The sequence below is a fragment of the Occallatibacter sp. genome, assembly GCF_036502485.1.
GTDB lineage: Bacteria > Acidobacteriota > Terriglobia > Terriglobales > Acidobacteriaceae > Telmatobacter.
This window is the reverse complement of record NZ_DASXYM010000126.1, coordinates 31,077-47,608: the sequence shown is the minus strand read 5'-3', so window position 1 is coordinate 47,608 and position 16,532 is coordinate 31,077. Positions and strand designations below refer to the sequence as shown.

The following is a 16,532-nucleotide window of genomic DNA, read 5'->3' as shown; positions in this document are numbered from 1 at the left end:
GTACACCCGTTCGCATGACCTCGCGCCCGCGCCTGACCGCCAGACGTGCAACCCGCCAACCCGGGTTTCGCCTGTCATTTGCCCCTCCGCGGGTCACCCGATACACTTCTACCCAGAATGGCCATTCGCAAAGAGTCGCCGGAACGCCTCGTGAGCGCCTCGCGCGCTGACGAAGAGCAGAGCTTTGAGCTGAAGCTGCGGCCCCGCTGGCTCAAGGAATTCATCGGGCAGCCCAAGGCCAAGGAGCAGCTCGCCATCGCTCTTGAAGCCGCGAAGTCGCGCGGCGAGGCCCTGGATCACGTGCTGCTCTTCGGACCGCCGGGGCTGGGCAAGACCACCCTGGCCACGATCATTGCCAATGAGCTCGACGTAGGCTTTCAGCAGACCTCGGGCCCGGCCCTGCAGATCCAGGGCGACCTCACCGCGATCCTCACCAACCTGCGCGAAAAACAGGTTCTCTTCCTCGACGAAATTCACCGCATGCAGCCTGTTCTCGAGGAAAAGCTCTACACCGCGCTTGAGGACTACAAGCTCGACATCATCATCGGCCAGGGCCCTTCCGCGCGCACGCATGTCATGGACATACGCCCCTTCACGTTTGTGGGCGCCACCACCCGCCCCGGCCTGCTGAGCTCTCCGCTGCGTTCGCGCTTCGGCATCCTTCTGCGCCTCGAGTTCTACACCGAAGATGACCTTCGCTTCATCGTCGAGCGTTCCGCCGAGGTCCTGCAGGTGCCCATCGATGCGGATGGAGCCGCCGAGATCGCCCTCCGCTCGCGCGGGACTCCCCGTATCGCCAACCGGCTGCTGCGGCGGGTGCGCGACTATGCCCAGGTGCGCGGCAACGGCTCCATCGACCGCGCCACGGCCAATGCCGCGCTCACCCTGCTCGAAGTGGACGCGCACGGCTTCGACGAAATCGACCGCCGCCTTCTGCTCACCATCATCCAGAAATACGATGGCGGCCCCGTGGGTCTGAGCACATTGGCCGCAACCCTGGCCGAAGAAGAGGACGCGCTCGAAGAAGTTTACGAGCCCTTCCTCATCCAGATCGGTTTTCTTGATCGCACTCCACGCGGCCGCGTGGCAACGCGCATGGCCTACGAGCATTTCGGACTAACCATGCCGAACCGTCAATTCGGTCTGCCCGGTCAGCCCGGATTGTTCTAAAGCGCTGCGCCGCGGTTCCCGGGCGCTCCCGCGCGCGTCTTCAGCAGGTAAAAGATGACCGCCACCAGGTTGCTCACCACGATCGTTCCCAGGATCTTGGCCGCATACACCTTCGCGTTCACCACACTCACAAACGGATACGCCGAAATCAGCAGCGCAAAGCAGGTCGCCGCCAATCCCACAACGGACGTGACCTTCAGCCACACCGGCATCCCCTTGCGCATCCGCGCGCGGCCTGCCAGCGGCACCGCAAACATCGCGAGATACGCGATCTCATAATGCGTCAGGCTGGCGCCGGAAAGAACCTGGTACGTCTCCTGTGAATGCACGCCGGCCATGGCTAAGACAACCAGCCCGACCGCCACCGCTCCGGCAAACAGAATTGAATTCGCCGGCGTTCCCCAGCGCGGATGCATGCGTGTAAACCAGGCCGGCACCAGGTGATCCCATCCCGCCGCCATCGGCAGCCGGGTCACGCCGGTAAACAAAAGACTGGCCGCGCCCAGCAGCCGCAACTCCACCAGCACAATCGCCGTCATCGCCAGCAGATTTCCCCACCCCGTATGGCCCAGGGCTGTCCGCATCGTCTGCGGAATCGGCGCAATGAAATCGATCTGGCTCTGCGGCACAAGCGCCACCACCGACCCCGTCCCCAAAATGAACATGGCGCAGATGATGGGCGAGGCAATCCACACAGACCGTCCGATGGTCCGCGCCGGCTGGCGGCTCTCTCCCGCCATGATCGCCACATATTCAAGACCGCACAGCGCGCCGAACAGCATCTGCCCGAACAGCGCGAAGGTGCGCATATCCGCCGGCGGCAGCGCCACGGTGAACGGCGTCCACCGCACCGGCTCGCCCTTCACCAGGGCCACGGTGGGGAGAAAAATCAGCGCGGCAAACACAAACAGAATGGCCGCCCCGCCCACGTTGTGAATCCACTTGCCCCATTCCAGCCCGCGCAGAGACGCAAACGTGATCGCGCCAATCGCCGTCGCCACCACTCCAAAAGATGCCCAGTGATTCTCGGGCAGCCATGCCGCGCGCGGACCAATCAAGTATTTCAGTTCGGTAGGAAGAGCGAAGAGAATCGTCGCCGTCACCGCGATCCCGTACGCGCCAATGTTCCACGCGGTGAGAAACCCGCCCAGGTCCCCAAACGCCTCACGCGCCCACACGTACAGACCGCCCTCGAGCGGCATGCGGCGGTTCAACTCAATCACGCTGGCCGCCATCGGCAGGTAGAACAGCAGCATCGCCAGCACCCACACAAGCGTCTGCGCCTTTCCCAGCCCGGCTGCCACCCCTACCCACGATGAGCCCACCACGCAAAGAATCTGCGTGAGCACCAGATCGCCGAGGCCCAGTTGTCGCTTGAGCCCATGCGACGGCTGCGCAGACTCAGGCGACGCTTCGCCCGATTTGCAGGCAGGCTCTGTCATTTCAGTTGAAGGGGTTGGAGGAGAAGCCAGTTGGGCACGCTCACTTGTGCACGCAATCCTAGTGCGCCAGGCATCAACTTGGAATGAAAAAAGTCAGGCCGATCTAATCAGGCAGCCTCCCTCCGATCACCCGATCACCCGATCACCTGCTAAACATCGTTCCCCAACCTGAAGATCGGTTCCAGGCCTGCGCCTCCGCTCAACAGCGCCTGTTCCTCGTGCGGCTCGAGCGGTTTGTAGCTCTGCGCCACGTCCATGGCCAGCCGGAAGTACTTCTCGTCGCCCGGCGGAATTGCCGCCGTAATGGGATGACCAAGCGTCCAGCGCAAACCGAGCGACGCCTGATCGGGAAAGGCCGCGGGCTGATACCAGCACTTCGGCTCGGGATGATCCTTCTTCTGCCCCGCCGGCCACGTCGACTTCGCCATAGCCTTCAGCGCCAGAATGCCGACGCCCTTCTCCTGCGCCTTCTTCAGAATCTGCGGACCAAAACCGGCCTGCGAAAATAACACCCAGTTCACCGGAAAGAGAATCGTGTCGAAGGGATACCGTTCCAGCGCGGCGACCGCCGTCTCCGCCGAGTGCACGCTGAAACCTATGTAGCGAATCTTGCCTTCCTTCTTCGCCGCCTCCATCGTCTCCATGGCGCCGCCCGGCCCCAGTACCTGGTCAAGCTCCTTCATTTTCGTCAGTGCGTGAAACTGGTATAGATCCACGTGATCGGTCTTCAGCAGCCGCAGCGACTCCTCAAGCTGTTTGCGCGATTCATCCTTCGAACGCCCCTCCGTCTTGCATGCCAGGAACACATTCTTGCGATACGGCGCCAGAGCCGGCCCCAGGCGCTCCTGCGCGTTGCCATAGCTCGGCGCCACGTCAAAATAATTGATCCCGCGGTCCACTGCCTCGGCCACAATGTTCGAGCTCGCACCCGGCGCCTCGTCCATGACCACGATGCCGCCGAACCCGATGATGGAAAGCTTCTCGCCGGTCTTGCCCAGCGTGCGTTTGGCTATCGGTTGCGAGGGAGTCTTCGCGTGAAGAGAAGAAGCGGCAGAAGCTGCCGCCGCGGTCATAGCTGCCTGCCGGATGAATGTTCGCCGTTCCATATCGCCCTCCAGTGTTGGAGTGAGAGCGAAGACATCGCTCCCGAAACCTGCGTACACGCATATTCTTTCACAGGTGGCAAGGGCAGCAAGTGGTCAAGCGATTCAGTGTTCAGGTGACCAGGCGCTTAAGTGTTCAAGTGATTACGTGCTCACAGAGCCAGGTGATCCAAGCGAGGTGTCCGACCCGGTCGATCACTTGACCACCTAGCTACCTGAGCACCTGGCTACCTGAGCACTTGGCGCTACCTGAGTACCTGAGTACCCGGCTACCTGACCACCTGCCGCGGTCACCTTCCCAATTGCGCCAGAAAGAATCCAAACAGAATCAGAATCCCTGCCACCATCGACACCGCCAGCCGCAGCCGCGTATCGAACGTCTGTCGCGGCCACCCTATGCGCGGCACCATCGGAACCGCAAACAACAGTCCCGAAGCACAGCCCCCCAGATGCGCCCAGTTATCAATGGCCACACCGGTGCGGCTGGACCCGAAATTGATGGAGAATCCGATGAACAGATTGATGGCCGCAAAGTAGATGACAGACTTGCGAATCTTCTTCAACTCGTCGGGTGGCACCGGCAGCCGGGGTGACTTGAGCAGGATGATGAGCGCGCCCGCAATCCCGAAGATCGCGCCCGACGCGCCCACTCCGGCGGGAAACGCCAGCCAGATGGGAAAGCCCGGAGGCATCGCCTCTTTCGGCGCGTAGTTAATCCAGTTCAGCAGCGTCGAGAGCAGGTTTCCCGCGGAACCCGTCAGCACGTATACAGCGAACAGGCCGAAGGTGCCCATCAGCGGTTCGGCCAGCATGCCCAGGTTCCACAGGCACCACATGTTCAGCGCCAGGTGCAGCACGCCGCCGTGCACAAACGTGGAAGTGACGATCCGCCACCACTGCCCGTACACCACGACAGAGCCGGCGTTATTCGCGCCCCAGCTCATCAGGCTTTCAGACGTGGGCTTGATTGCGCTCACTCCGCCCAGCACCATCAGTACAAAGACGGCGATATTGATACCCAGCAGCACATACGTCCCGGGCGCGACAGACCAGCGGGGTCGGCGCCGCTGCGGGGGGGGCGGCTGCGGCGGAACATACACCTCTCCGCCCTGCGGCGGAGGCGCATAGCTGCCAGGCGGCAGAACCTCAGGCGCGGAACCAGCGCCCGGCTCCCAGCCGCGGTAGTCCCGCGCCTGGGAGAACGGTGGGGGATTGCTTCCCATTCCTCCACTCTAACCGATTCACGTTTGAATGCTTGCGCCAGCCGTCACGCCGCCGGACAAAGCGTTCCACGGAGCAAGGATCGGCATGATGCACCTGTTCCGGGTGCCTATCGCCTCCTGCCTGTAGCCAGCTCTCCCATCCTGTACTCTGAAATGTGGCCCCGCATGACTCACACACCGCACCCGAGTGCGCGGCCCAAACAAGGAGTGAACGTGAGCGCGGAGAAGAAGATACGGCGTGCCCTGCTGAGCGTGACCGACAAGACCGGACTGATCGATTTTGCCCGCACCCTTGCGGATCTCGGCGTGGAACTCATCTCCACCGGCGGCACCGCCCGCGCCCTCCGCGAGGCCGGCTTGAACGTCAAGGACATAAGTGACCTGACCGGTTTCCCTGAAATGCTCGACGGGCGCGTCAAAACCCTGCATCCCAAGGTCCACGGAGGCCTTCTTTATATTCGCGGCAACCCCGAGCATGAAGCCGCGGCAGCCGAGCACCAGATTCAGCCCATCGACATGGTTGTGGTTAACCTCTACGCCTTTGAGAAGACCGCCGCGCAGCCCGGCGTCGCCTTCGGCCACATCATTGAGAACATCGACATCGGCGGTCCCTCCATGGTCCGATCGGCCGCCAAAAACTTCGAAGATGTCGCCATCGTGACCCGGGTGTCCGACTACCCCGCCCTGACGGAAGAGCTCAAATCCTCCGCCGGCGCCCTGGCCCGCGAGACTCGCTGGCGCCTTGCCAAACAGGCCTTCGCCACTACTGCCGCCTACGACACCGCCATCGCCAACGCCCTCGATCAGATCGACCAGGCGCCCGCCGCCTCCGAGCCCCTCGGACCACAAACGCAGTCAGACGCACGGCAGGCGTTCCCTGCCACCCTGCGCATCAACTTCAACCTCGCCCAGTCCCTGCGCTACGGCGAAAACCCCCACCAGCGCGCCGCCCTCTACTCGGACGGCTCGGGCCTCGGGGTTGCCGGCGCCACGCAGTTGCAGGGCAAAGAGTTGAGCTTCAACAATCTCGTGGATCTCGACGCCTGCTGGGAACTCGCCCGGGAACTCAAACCGAACGAAGCCGACCTGCCCGCCGTAGCCATCATCAAGCACACCAACCCCTGCGGCGCAGCCACCGGCGCCACCGCGCTTGAGGCCTACCAGAAGGCTCTCGCCGCCGACCCCGTTTCCGCCTTCGGCGGCGTCATCGGCATCAACCAGGAGGTTGACGGTGCGGTGGCCGAAGAGATCGCCAAGCTCTTCGTCGAAGCCATTGCAGCTCCCTCCTTTACCCCCGAAGCGCGCGAGGCTTTTGCCCGCAAGAAGAATCTGCGCCTGGTCGAAATTCATCCCGCCCCAATCAGACCGGTCCTCAAGCAAGTCTCCGGCGGTCTGCTGTTGCAGGACGCCGATACCGGCCGCATCGAAGAAAGCGAGCTCGACGTGGTGACCTGGCGTCCTCCCACAGCCGAAGAGCTGCGCAGCCTCATTTTCGCGTGGCGTGTCTGTAAGCACGTGAAATCAAACGCCATCGTGTACGCGCGAGACGGCCAGACCATTGGCGTGGGAGCCGGCCAGATGAGCCGCGTCGACGCCGCCAAATTCGGGGCCATGAAAGCGGTCCTGCCCCTGGCCGGCTGTGTCGCCGCCTCTGACGCCTTCTTCCCCTTCCCCGACGGCCTTGAGGCCGTTGCTGCCGCCGGCGCCACCGCCGTCATCCAGCCGGGCGGCTCCGTAAAGGATCAGGACGTCATCGCCGCTGCTGACCGTTTAGGCCTCGCCATGGTGTTCACAGGCATCCGCCACTTCCGGCACTGAGCCTGACCCGTGCATCCGGGCCCAAGCGCCCGGATGCGCCACTTCACATCGTCCTGGCAGAGTTCCCGCTCTTTGCGAAAATGCCAACAAACGAACCAAATGGCGCGTAGAATCGTCTCTAATAGTGGCGCTTTAATGAAGCGGCTGCTGCTGTGCAGCCCTTTTTGCCTTTTTTACCCAGGAGTTCGTCCCTCGTCGCCCGAGGCAAGGATCCCCATACGTGATCATGAGACGCGAAGAATTTTTGTCCCTCGTTTGCCTTTCCGCTGCAGTGTGCGCCGCGCACGCCCAATCTCCTGGCCCGGCCGCAACGCCTGCCCAGGCCACTCCGCCCGCCGCCGCAGCGCCTGCACAGACCAAGCCCGCCGACACACCCAACCGCGCGGCAGCCTACTATCACGCAGCCCTGGCGGATATGTACGAGGAACAGGCCATCAACTCCGGCCGCCCCGAGTACGTGCAGCACGCCGTCGAGGAGTACAAGGCCGCAATCAACGCCGATCCGGCGTCTGCCGCCCTCTATGACGGCCTGGCGGACCTCTACTTCCGCACCGGAAAAACGCGCGACGCGGAGAGCACCGAGCGCGAAGTGCTCAAGAACCATCCCGACGATGTGGATGCGCATAAGCTTCTGGGCCGCATTTACCTTCGTCAGCTCGGCGAGCAGCAGAACTCCGTCTCTTCGTCCTCGCCCTCGGGCAACACTCTCGACCAGGCGATCGGCGAATTTGAAAAAATCGTCGCGCTGCAGCCGCGCAGTGTTGAAGATCGCATGATCCTTGGCCAGCTTTACACCGTCAAACACCAGGCCGCCAAGGCGGAAGAGCAGTTCAAAATCGCGCAGGACATCGAGCCCGAATCGGAAGAAGTCGTCCTGAACCTGGCCCGCGTCTATGCCGAGAACAACAACCTCGAGCAGGCCGCCAAAGTCATTGAAGCTGTGCCCGTCAATGACCGCACGGCGCGCATGGAGTTCACCCTCGGCGCCACCTACGACCAGCTGAAGCGCACCAAGGACGCCATCGCGGCGTACAAGAGCGCCGTCGATCTGCAGCCAGGCGACGTGCCCACCCTGAATGCCCTCGCCCAGGCCGAACTGAACGACGGCCAGCTCGACGACGCTCTGAAGACTTACAAGGATCTGATCCAGGCCGACTCGGAAGATGCGGCTCCCCTGGTGAAGGTCTCCGAGATTCAGCGCCGCCAGGGCAAGTATGAAGATGCCCTCGCCACCATCCGCAAGGCGCGCAAAAAGGATCCGGAAAGCCTGGAAGCGGGCTACAACGAAGGCATGCTGCTCGATGTCCTGGGCCGCTACGACGAGGCCGCCTCCACCTATCAGCAGATGGTCGACCAGACCTCCCATGCCAATGGCGCCTACAACGCGGAGGAGAAGAACAACCGCAGCATCTTCCTCGAGCACCTGGGCTCCGTCTACCACGAGCAGAATAAGGTGGACGAAGCCGTTGCCGTCTACCAGAAGATGATCGATATGGGCGGCGACTCCGCCACCCGCGGCTACCAGTTGCAGGTCGACACCTACAACGACGCCCGCATGTTCGACAAGGCTGTGGAGGTCTCCCAGAAGGCCATCGCGTCGAATCCCAAAGATCGCGACCTCAAGCTGATGCTGGCCGGCGAACTGGTAGACCAGGGCAAGACGGACGAAGGCCTGAACATGGCCAAGGGCCTGCTGACCAACAACGACGCCGACGACCGCCCCGTCTATTTTGCGCTCGGCAACATGTACACGCGCCTGCGCCGCTATAAGGAAGCCGATGAAGTCCTGACCAAGGCCACCCCCATGGCCACCCGCAAGGAAGACAAGCTTTACCTGCTCTTCCTGAAAGGCGCGCTCGCCGACCGCCAGAAGCACCTTGAGCAGGCCGAAGGGTTCTTCCGTCAGGCGCTCGACATCGATGCCAACAACGCCATGACCCTGAACTACATGGGCTACATGTTCGCAGATAAGGGAGTGCGGCTCCAGGAAGCCCTCAAGCTCGTCCGCAAAGCCGTCGAACAGGAGCCCATGAACGGCGCCTATCTCGACTCCCTTGGCTGGGTCTACTTCAAAATGGGCGAGTTCGAACTCGCCGAGGAAAACCTGCGCCAGGCGGTCGAGCGCGATCAGGCCGACCCCACCGTCCATGATCACCTCGGCGATCTCTACGAAAAGACTGGCCGCATTCGCCTCGCCGCCGCGCAGTGGGAGCTCTCCGTCACCCAGTACCAGAAGACGCCCTCCACTGATCAGGAGCCCGGCGACCTCGCCAAGGTCCAGCACAAGCTCGAAGGCGCCCACGTCCGCCTCGCTAAGCAGGAAAGCACCTCCGGCGTAGTCAAGCCCGAATAACCCCACACCACATCACACCGAAGGCCCGCATCTCGACCGACGCGGGCCTTTTCGTTTCCATTCCCTACTTTTATCGTTGTAACCCGACCATATCTTCTCTATTGTTGAATTAATGGCTGACCGCAGCTACCTCGGAGAGCTCGAACTCATGCTCCTCCTCGCCGTCATCCAACTCGGCGACGACGCCTACGGCGTTCCCATCGCGCGCCAACTGGAGACCATCCGCGGACGCGAGGTCTCCGTAGGAAGCGTCTACGCCGCCCTGGAGCGGCTGGAAATCAAGGGCCTCGTCGTCTCCAGCCTGGGCGACCCCACCCCCGAGCGCGGCGGCCGGGCCAAACGGTTCTTTCGCATTACAAGGCAAGGTCTGCACCAGGTGCATGAAACCCGCCGGGTGCTCACCCGCTTGTGGCAAACGCTGCCGGAAGCAAGGCTGAAGAAGCTATGAGCCGCATCGACCCGCCGCCGCTTGCCACCTGGATGCTCGAGCACTGCATCCCTGGTCAAAAGAATGATGCCCTGGCGGGCGATCTGCTTGAAGAGTTCCAGTGCGGACGCTCCAACGGCTGGTACTGGCGACAGGCGCTCGCGGCATGCGTGGTCGGATGGGTCAGGTATCTGGGCAATCGAACCTCCCTGATCGTCTTCGCGCTCCTGTGGTCGCTGCTGGCGCCCGCCTGGGCCGCCATGATCGATCGCGTGCAGAATCACACCGCGCCGTGGCCTCTTGAAGTCGCCGAATGGGTGGGGCTCAATCTCGCTTTCGTCTGGTTGGGCATGTTGCTGTTCGCCTGTCTGCACCGACAGCTTGCGCATCATGCCAGTGCCAGAAAGCTGGCCCTGGCATTTGCTCTCGCAGCCGCCATCTTCCTGCCTGCTTACGTGGCCACCTTCGTCCTCGCCAACTTCTTTCTATGGCCGGGACTCGGTCCCCACCTTCGCGGCGTGTCGCCACTGCGAGAGATCGCCGATTTCCGGCTCTGGGCCGACGCCCTGCGCCTTCCCTACTTCATTACGTTTCTCTCCTCGATGTGGAGCGTCACACCCTTGATGGCAGCCGTGCCCGTGGCTGCAGTGGAGTGGAACTCGACCGGCGCATCCCCTCTAACCGACACTGATTCGGAACCCGTTTACACCGATCCCTACAAAATCAAACGCATGTTGGCGTTCATGGTGGCGGCCGGCTTGCTGAACGCGTTGATTGCGGCCTATCTGCTGTGCCGCCTCCCTGAGGCGCACCATCCCACCGTGGAGTCCGTCTTCTTCCGCGCCATCGCCTACGTGGCACTCGCTGCGGTTGCCGGCGTCGTCGGCACTTATCTCTACTGGCATAATCCGGCGAGTCCGTTCCGCGCCGCTCCTCCTCTGGCCTTCCCGCTCTTTGCCATCGTGTGCACGGCAGGATGGGTCTGGGTGCCCGCCATGGTCCTGTTCTCTGAGCAGCTATCGGCGCTGAGCGCGGCTGTCGCGGTGATCGCCGCTTTCCTGCTCGCGGGAGAGATGCGGCGCATCCTGCTTCTCACACTTCCGCCGGAGCAGCCCCCCGTCCCGCTCCTTTCCCACCGGCCCATGTTCGCGGAGACACTCTATGAGGCTCCCGCCGAACCCGAAGGATATCTGCTTGCCGTCTGCGTCTATGCCGCGGGATGGGCGATCGCCGATGGCGCGAATATGACGGCCGCCGCCCTGCTTGCCTCGGGCACCTGCCTGTTCAGGATGAAAACCGTGTTCGCGCCATCGCGAGGAGTTCGTAAGCCTTCCGAATACCGGCGTGCCGCACTGCGCCTGGGCTTCCTCATTCTGCCTGCGGTTCTGGTCACCTTTTGGGCGCTTCTCGATGGCGTCGCTCACCGCAATCGAAGCGAAGCGTTCGGCACCGCGCAAGGAGCTGCAAAGTTGCCGGGCTCCTCCGCCCAGACGAAAAAACAGGACGCCCCCTCCACGCACATAGGCAGCGGCTTCGAAAGCATCGTGCTGTGGCCCTATCCGCCCAAGAAGGAGATCGTGGCGCCGCTTCAGCCTGCTGAGCTTCTGGCTCCCGGAACCACGCAGCCCCTGGTGATCCGGTTCACCGGCGAGTACTGGTACCTGCAGCCGCCTGACCTGCGTCCCACCCAGCAAGCGCACCGCGCCAATGGAACGCCGCTCGATCTGCACATCGCTTCAGCCAACTCATTCCCCTTGATGATGCAGGCCCACCAGTATTTGCGCTCGCAGGTCCGCATCGCGCGTTGCCGCGAAATTCGCGTGCAGGTGGAGAGCCGCGAACCCGTTCCGGGTGCGGTCGTACTGGCGGTCTGGTTGAAGGACTCGTCCGGCACCAGCGAGCGCGCTCTCTATTTAGGCCAGCAGCCCATTACCGAGGTCGGTAGTTTGACTGCATCGCCGGCCCAACAGACGCTGGTGTTCGCCATTCCACCATCGGCAAAGATGCGGATCTTCAACGAGATTGCGCTCGAGATGCTCCCTGACACCGACCATCAGCGGGTAGGTCCGCGAGTTGCTATCCGCCAGTTTGAACTCGTGCCGCGCTGAGAACCTCGGAAAGCGAAAGGCTCCGGCGTACATCACCGGAGCCTTGGCAATCCGTACCGCTCGTGACCGCCGCTCGCTAGGCTTCGCGAACGCGGAAGACCTTCACCGTGCTTACTTCCCCTGCGCCGCCGCGGCAATGTAGAGATCCACATTGTCCTTGTTCACAATTGACGTGCCGGTATCCACGAACACCGGATACGGCGAGAACGAATCCACGCCGTAGTCCTTGGTCAATTGCTTGGGGGGCGCATGGAAGATCTCGTCCAGGGACTTCAGTCCCACGTAGCCCATGGTGTAAGGCTTCTGGGCGATGCTCGCGGTGATGGTGCCGCCTTTGATGGCATCAAGCGTGTCCTGGTTCACATCCCACGCCACCAGCATGCGGTCGGTTGCGTTGGCGCGCTTGATCGCGTCAGAAACCATCTTGCCCGACACCGACTCCAGGCATACAAAGCCGTCGATCTTCTTAGCGCCGGTCGCGCCAATCAATTCCTGCGCCCGGTCGAAAGCCACCCGGGGATCACCCTTCACATCGATCACATCCACAATCTTGATGCCCGGCTTGGCCTCCAGCGCGGCTCTCAACCCGGTCAGGCGATCGTCTGTGTTCGGCTGGCCCTTGATGGTGAAGACAATCAGATTCGCGTTACTGAATTTCTCCAGGATCGGCTTGGCACTCAGCCGTCCCGCCTCAAGGTTGTTGGTTCCCACAAAGTAGAGCCGGTGACTGCCCGGGTCGTCGGAATCGATGGTGATCACCGGCACGCCGGCGTCAATCGCCGCGTTGATGCCGGACTGCAGAACCGAGGCGTCCGCAACTGAAATGAGAATGCCCGCGGGCTTGGCCGCCACGGCCTTCTGCAGCGCATCCAACTCCGCCTGCGCATCGTAGCCGTCCGGGCCGACCACCTTGGCGGTCACCTTGTACTGCGCAGCCGCGTGGTTGAAACCTGCCGCCGCGGTCTGCCAATAAGGCAGCGCCGCGTTCGCCGTCACCAGGTAGAACACTTCCTTGTTGGAATGCCGTTCACAGCCACAAAGCGCAGCGACTCCAAGGGTCATCAACCCCAGTGCAGCCTTCTTCATCTTCGTCATACTTGCCCTCCGGTCCAGTCGGGAAAAACGGCTTCGGGGCCGCACGCCGAAGGCGTGAACGACCCCGATCAATTTCCGGCAGGATTATCGATCCTGACACGGCTCTTGTCCATCGCAAACTGCATGAGCAGTTTATAGCAGGCAGCCCATTGCTTGACTGGTGATGGCGCGCACGTATTTTTCGCATCGTGAAACATCAACCCCCTTGCCCTTACGATCGCATCCACACCCTTCCGCAGCTAACTTCATCCCGCCAACCTGTAATTGGACACCCCCGGCGCGCCATTGCGGTATAACCAGACGTGACCATGACCGACGCGAGCAGATCCCGTGAGTCCCAGCCGACGCATCGCCTGCCACGCGAAATCGCCGTCCCGGATGATGGCCTGCTCGCGCAGCGCGCGTATCCTGAACCGCCTCACGCCTACCGCACCCCCTTCGCGCGCGACGGAGCCCGTGTGCTGCATGCACGCGCCTTTCGCCGCCTCGCAGGCAAGACGCAGGTATTCACGCGCATGCCCGGGGACCGCGCAACCGATCACTTCCGCAGTCGCCTCACCCACACTCTTGAGGTGACGCAGATCGCGCGCACCCTGGCGACTGCCCTGGGGCTGAACGTTCAGCTCACGGAAGCCCTCGCCCTGGTGCATGACCTTGGCCATCCACCCTTCGGCCACGCCGGAGAAAAGGCGCTGGACCACGCCCTCAAGGCCCATGGCCTGGGCTTCGATCACAACCTGCACGCCCTGCGCATCGTAACCTGGTTCGAAGAACGCTATGCCTCGTTTCGCGGTCTGAACCTCACGCTCGCCGTGCGTGAAGGCATCATCAAGCACTCCCACGATTACGAGGCCGATGAGCATCCGGAACTCGCCGAGTACTTCCTCGACCAGTTCCCGCCCCTCGAAGCCCAGCTCATCGACCTCGCAGACGAGATTGCCTACCTCACCGCCGATCTCGATGACGGACTCGATGCGGGCGCCCTTCAACTCGATCAGGTGCGCGACTCGGTGCCACTGTTCCGCGGCTGCCACGATGCCGCGCTGGCACAACACTCCAGCGCCCGCCCCCGCCTCACCACCAGCGAAGCCATTCGTCGCATGCTGAACTCACTGGTCACCGATCTGATGCAGGAGGTGCGGCGGCGCATCGATGCCGGCGGCATCACGACACTGGAACAGGTTCGCCGCGCGCCCGCGCGCCTCGCCGCCTTCAGTCCCGCCATGGAAGAGAAGCGCGCCAACGCCAAACGCTTCCTTTACGACCGCCTGTACAACTCACCGGGCATGGAAGAGGTGCACGCCCACGCCGGGCTGGTAGTCGAAGGCCTGTTCGAGCGCTTCATGCAGGATCCCGATCTTCTGCCCGAAGATCACCGCATCCTCATCGCTACCGAAGGCCTGGCCCGCACCGTCACCGACTATATCGCCGGCATGACCGACAACTTCATCGAACAGACCTGGGCCGATCTGAACGCGCGATGATGCAGGACCTCAGTTAACCGGAAGAAACTCGATCGACACCAGATCAGCGACAGCTTTGAAAGCGTAATCTGCCGTGACGAGGACAGGCTCGGGGACTCCGAGCGCCAGTTCCAGCGCGAAGGCGTCTCCATAGGAAATTTTCCGGTCGACTCGCAGTTCGGCTGCTCGAACTGCCATTTCCGGGGTCACAGTCACGATTTCAATTTGAGGCGGAAGACGACTCAGGACGCGATTTTGTTGTCTGGGTCCGTGATGGCTGCGAAGCTTCCCTGCAATCCCGGCCCATTGCACCGCCGATATTCTCGACTGCGAGCTTCCAGAAATGCACCCCGCCAGAATGAGTTCCACCTGATCGGCACCGGGCTCATCGTCGATATAGCGCAGCAGTCCAGTAAGCCGCCTTACTGCACCGTTCCCTGAGGCCGCAGCCGCCGCAACTCCAGCGCGCACTCCACCGCGTTCTGCGCATACAACCGCAGATTGTCGGACGCCGCCCACAGCCAGAATCGCGTGAACTGCGTCGGATTCCGTCCTTCGATCACCGGACGCAGTCGCACCAGCACATCATTCTGGCCGGTGGCCGCGAGGTTCGACGGCGAGTCTGTATCCTCGAGCACCAGGTCGACATGATCGCCTCCCAGCGCATCTTCAAGAGCCGCGATCTCCACCGCCCGCTCCAGCTCCACAGCAATCGAAAAGGCATGTCCATGGAACACCGGCGCGGCGATGGCCTGCAGCGCCAGCGCGGGAAGGCGACCTCCTCCCAGAGCCTCGTAGTGATGCCGTATGCGGGCTTCGAGCTGATGCAGGCTGAGCTGCGTGTTCTCCCCCATTCCTGAGAGCAGGTTATAGGCGGCCTGCGCGTCGTACACGGCCTTAGGCAGAGCCTGAAAGCTGAGCAGGTTCACGGTCTGCTGGTGCAACTCGTCCATCGCCGGGCTACCGAACTCGCTCGCGGGCGCCAGCAGCGTTGCCGCGATAAACCGGGGCAGCGCCGGCCTCAGCCGTTCCAGCAGCAGCGCCAGCGCCAGCGCCGCCGGATGGGCCGGAACAATGGCAGGCGTAAACAGATCTGCCGACACATCGTTGCCCGTCACCCAGGGCGCGCGCACCAGCACCCCGGGCTCATGGTCCAGCACGCCCGTAAGGTCCAGCACCGTGGATCCCGCCTGCAACGCATTCTTCCAGTGCCGACGGGTCATCTCCTCCGAGCCGCAGAAAAACGTGAAATCCATCTTCTCGAACGCGTCCCGCTCCACGGCCTGCACAAACGTGACCTCGTCGCCGACCTGGTCAAGCTGGCCCTGGCCCTTCTGGTCATCGAGCAGCGTGAACGTCGCCCCGGCAAGGGTCGAGTCGGAAAGAACGTCCTTTAGTTCTTTGCCCAGCAACGTGGAGGCGCCAACAATCGCAATCTTGTACACGGAAATCCTTCTCAGATGCGGTTAGGAGGGTCGAGGATCGGAAGACTCGATCCCGGATACGGGCCGGTGCCGGCGCCGCCGCGACCAGCCATACGCCGCGCGCGCCGATATCCCCGAAAACATGTACAGCAGCGCGCCGGCAAACAGCACAAACTGCGAAAACCGGATCATCAGGAACAGCGCGATCGCAATAAACGGCAGAATCCGCACCGGGTGGCGCCGGGAGAAATTGATCTCCTTGCCCGACCAGAATCGCCATGTGCTCACCATCAGAAATCCCGTGACACCGACCAGGCAGATCCAGACAATGGAAATCCACCACGCCTGGTTGGGATACCCCATGCAGAAATGCACGCTGGTGGCGATGAGCCCGGCCGCGGCCGGAATCGGCATGCCTACAAAATACTTGCGATCCGGGCGCCCCGGATTACGCGGCACCGCATTGTGGCTGATATTGAAACGAGCCAGCCGTGACGCTCCGCCAATCAGGAACAGGAAGCACACAAAGCCGCCAATGTGCAGCAGGTCCTGGCGCAGTTCCCCATTCACTGAGTCGGGCAGGAACTTGAACCCCCAGATGAACGCCAGCAGGCTAGGCGCCACCCCAAACGTGATCACGTCTGCCAGCGAATCCAGCTCTTTGCCGAACTCGCTTGTGGTGTTGGTCATGCGGGCAATGCGCCCATCCAGCGCGTCAAAAGGAATGGCAAACAGGATGGCGATGGCGGCCCAGTTCAGGTGCCACTGCGCATCTCCGTTGCTGCCGATCGCCGCGATCGTCTGGGTAATCGACCAGTAGCCCGCGCCAATGTTCCCCACCGTAAACAACGACGGCAGCAGGTACATTCCACGCCGCCGACGCGCTCTGCGCTGCGCCCGCTGGGC

At 62.6% G+C, this 16,532-nt stretch carries 13 protein-coding genes; 6 read left to right on the top strand and 7 right to left on the bottom strand.

Annotated elements, in window-relative coordinates; translation table 11 throughout:
* Positions 1 to 117 precede the first annotated feature (117 nt).
* On the top strand, positions 118 to 1,170 hold the full coding sequence (ruvB, locus tag VGL22_RS16355; protein ID WP_465268011.1) for a Holliday junction branch migration DNA helicase RuvB: 1,053 nt from the start codon (positions 118 to 120) through the stop codon (positions 1,168 to 1,170).
* On the opposite strand, the gene VGL22_RS16350 is transcribed toward ruvB, so the two are convergent.
* The 3 genes from VGL22_RS16350 to VGL22_RS16340 form a co-directional block, all read right to left on the bottom strand.
* Positions 1,167 to 2,612: an APC family permease gene (locus tag VGL22_RS16350; RefSeq protein ID WP_465268010.1), complete on the bottom strand. Its 1,446-nt coding sequence runs from the start codon at positions 2,610 to 2,612 to the stop codon at positions 1,167 to 1,169. The two genes, ruvB and VGL22_RS16350, sit on opposite strands and share 4 nt — an antisense overlap.
* 149 nt (positions 2,613 to 2,761) lie before the next feature.
* A complete protein-coding gene (locus VGL22_RS16345; protein ID WP_465268009.1) occupies positions 2,762 to 3,718 on the bottom strand; it encodes an aldo/keto reductase in 957 nt (318 codons plus the stop codon).
* Between the two features lie 287 nt (positions 3,719 to 4,005).
* The gene (locus tag VGL22_RS16340; protein WP_465268008.1) at positions 4,006 to 4,938 is read right to left on the bottom strand and encodes a rhomboid family intramembrane serine protease; all 933 of its coding nucleotides are present in this window, start codon (positions 4,936 to 4,938) and stop codon (positions 4,006 to 4,008) included.
* A gap of 213 nt (positions 4,939 to 5,151) precedes the next feature.
* Here VGL22_RS16340 and purH point away from each other — a divergent pair, with 213 nt between their 5' ends.
* From purH to VGL22_RS16320, 4 genes are all read left to right on the top strand, one after another.
* Positions 5,152 to 6,756, top strand: a complete 1,605-nt coding sequence (purH, locus tag VGL22_RS16335; protein WP_465268007.1) for a bifunctional phosphoribosylaminoimidazolecarboxamide formyltransferase/IMP cyclohydrolase — start codon at positions 5,152 to 5,154, stop codon at positions 6,754 to 6,756.
* A gap of 226 nt (positions 6,757 to 6,982) precedes the next feature.
* Positions 6,983 to 9,109, top strand: a complete 2,127-nt coding sequence (locus VGL22_RS16330) for a tetratricopeptide repeat protein (protein WP_465268006.1) — start codon at positions 6,983 to 6,985, stop codon at positions 9,107 to 9,109.
* A 112-nt stretch (positions 9,110 to 9,221) separates the two neighbouring features.
* Entirely contained in the window at positions 9,222 to 9,557 is a 336-nt protein-coding gene (locus tag VGL22_RS16325; RefSeq protein ID WP_465268005.1) for a PadR family transcriptional regulator, read from the top strand.
* Positions 9,554 to 11,644: a hypothetical protein gene (locus VGL22_RS16320; protein WP_465268004.1), complete on the top strand. Its 2,091-nt coding sequence runs from the start codon at positions 9,554 to 9,556 to the stop codon at positions 11,642 to 11,644. Before VGL22_RS16325 ends, VGL22_RS16320 begins: the two co-directional genes overlap by 4 nt.
* A 111-nt stretch (positions 11,645 to 11,755) precedes the next feature.
* Here the strand turns inward: VGL22_RS16320 and VGL22_RS16315 are convergent, their stop codons facing one another.
* The gene (locus VGL22_RS16315) at positions 11,756 to 12,739 is read right to left on the bottom strand and encodes a substrate-binding domain-containing protein (RefSeq protein WP_465268003.1); all 984 of its coding nucleotides are present in this window, start codon (positions 12,737 to 12,739) and stop codon (positions 11,756 to 11,758) included.
* Between the two features lie 308 nt (positions 12,740 to 13,047).
* Between VGL22_RS16315 and dgt the strand changes: the two genes are divergently transcribed.
* Positions 13,048 to 14,223, top strand: a complete 1,176-nt coding sequence (dgt, locus tag VGL22_RS16310) for a dGTP triphosphohydrolase (RefSeq protein WP_465268002.1) — start codon at positions 13,048 to 13,050, stop codon at positions 14,221 to 14,223.
* Between the two features lie 9 nt (positions 14,224 to 14,232).
* On the opposite strand, the gene VGL22_RS16305 is transcribed toward dgt, so the two are convergent.
* From VGL22_RS16305 to VGL22_RS16295, 3 genes are read right to left on the bottom strand one after another with little or no spacing between them, the layout of a single operon-like run.
* The gene (locus VGL22_RS16305; protein ID WP_465268001.1) at positions 14,233 to 14,673 is read right to left on the bottom strand and encodes a PIN domain-containing protein; all 441 of its coding nucleotides are present in this window, start codon (positions 14,671 to 14,673) and stop codon (positions 14,233 to 14,235) included.
* A complete protein-coding gene (locus tag VGL22_RS16300; RefSeq protein ID WP_465268000.1) occupies positions 14,625 to 15,647 on the bottom strand; it encodes an Asd/ArgC dimerization domain-containing protein in 1,023 nt (340 codons plus the stop codon). The genes VGL22_RS16305 and VGL22_RS16300 overlap by 49 nt, the downstream gene beginning before the upstream one ends.
* Positions 15,648 to 15,668: 21 nt before the next feature.
* On the bottom strand, positions 15,669 to 16,493 hold the full coding sequence (locus VGL22_RS16295; RefSeq protein ID WP_465267999.1) for a CDP-alcohol phosphatidyltransferase family protein: 825 nt from the start codon (positions 16,491 to 16,493) through the stop codon (positions 15,669 to 15,671).
* Between the last annotated feature and the right edge of the window lie 39 nt (positions 16,494 to 16,532).

Coding starts and splice junctions, on each gene's coding strand:
- VGL22_RS16295 (WP_465267999.1), bottom strand. CDS start 16,493: ATGTACCTGCTGCCGTCGTTGTTTACGGTGGGGAACATTGGCGCGGGC.
- VGL22_RS16330 (WP_465268006.1), top strand. CDS start 6,983: ATGAGACGCGAAGAATTTTTGTCCCTCGTTTGCCTTTCCGCTGCAGTG.
- VGL22_RS16315 (WP_465268003.1), bottom strand. CDS start 12,739: ATGACGAAGATGAAGAAGGCTGCACTGGGGTTGATGACCCTTGGAGTC.
- ruvB (WP_465268011.1), top strand. CDS start 118: ATGGCCATTCGCAAAGAGTCGCCGGAACGCCTCGTGAGCGCCTCGCGC.
- VGL22_RS16350 (WP_465268010.1), bottom strand. CDS start 2,612: ATGACAGAGCCTGCCTGCAAATCGGGCGAAGCGTCGCCTGAGTCTGCG.
- VGL22_RS16345 (WP_465268009.1), bottom strand. CDS start 3,718: ATGGAACGGCGAACATTCATCCGGCAGGCAGCTATGACCGCGGCGGCA.
- VGL22_RS16320 (WP_465268004.1), top strand. CDS start 9,554: ATGAGCCGCATCGACCCGCCGCCGCTTGCCACCTGGATGCTCGAGCAC.
- VGL22_RS16325 (WP_465268005.1), top strand. CDS start 9,222: ATGGCTGACCGCAGCTACCTCGGAGAGCTCGAACTCATGCTCCTCCTC.
- VGL22_RS16340 (WP_465268008.1), bottom strand. CDS start 4,938: ATGGGAAGCAATCCCCCACCGTTCTCCCAGGCGCGGGACTACCGCGGC.
- dgt (WP_465268002.1), top strand. CDS start 13,048: ATGACCGACGCGAGCAGATCCCGTGAGTCCCAGCCGACGCATCGCCTG.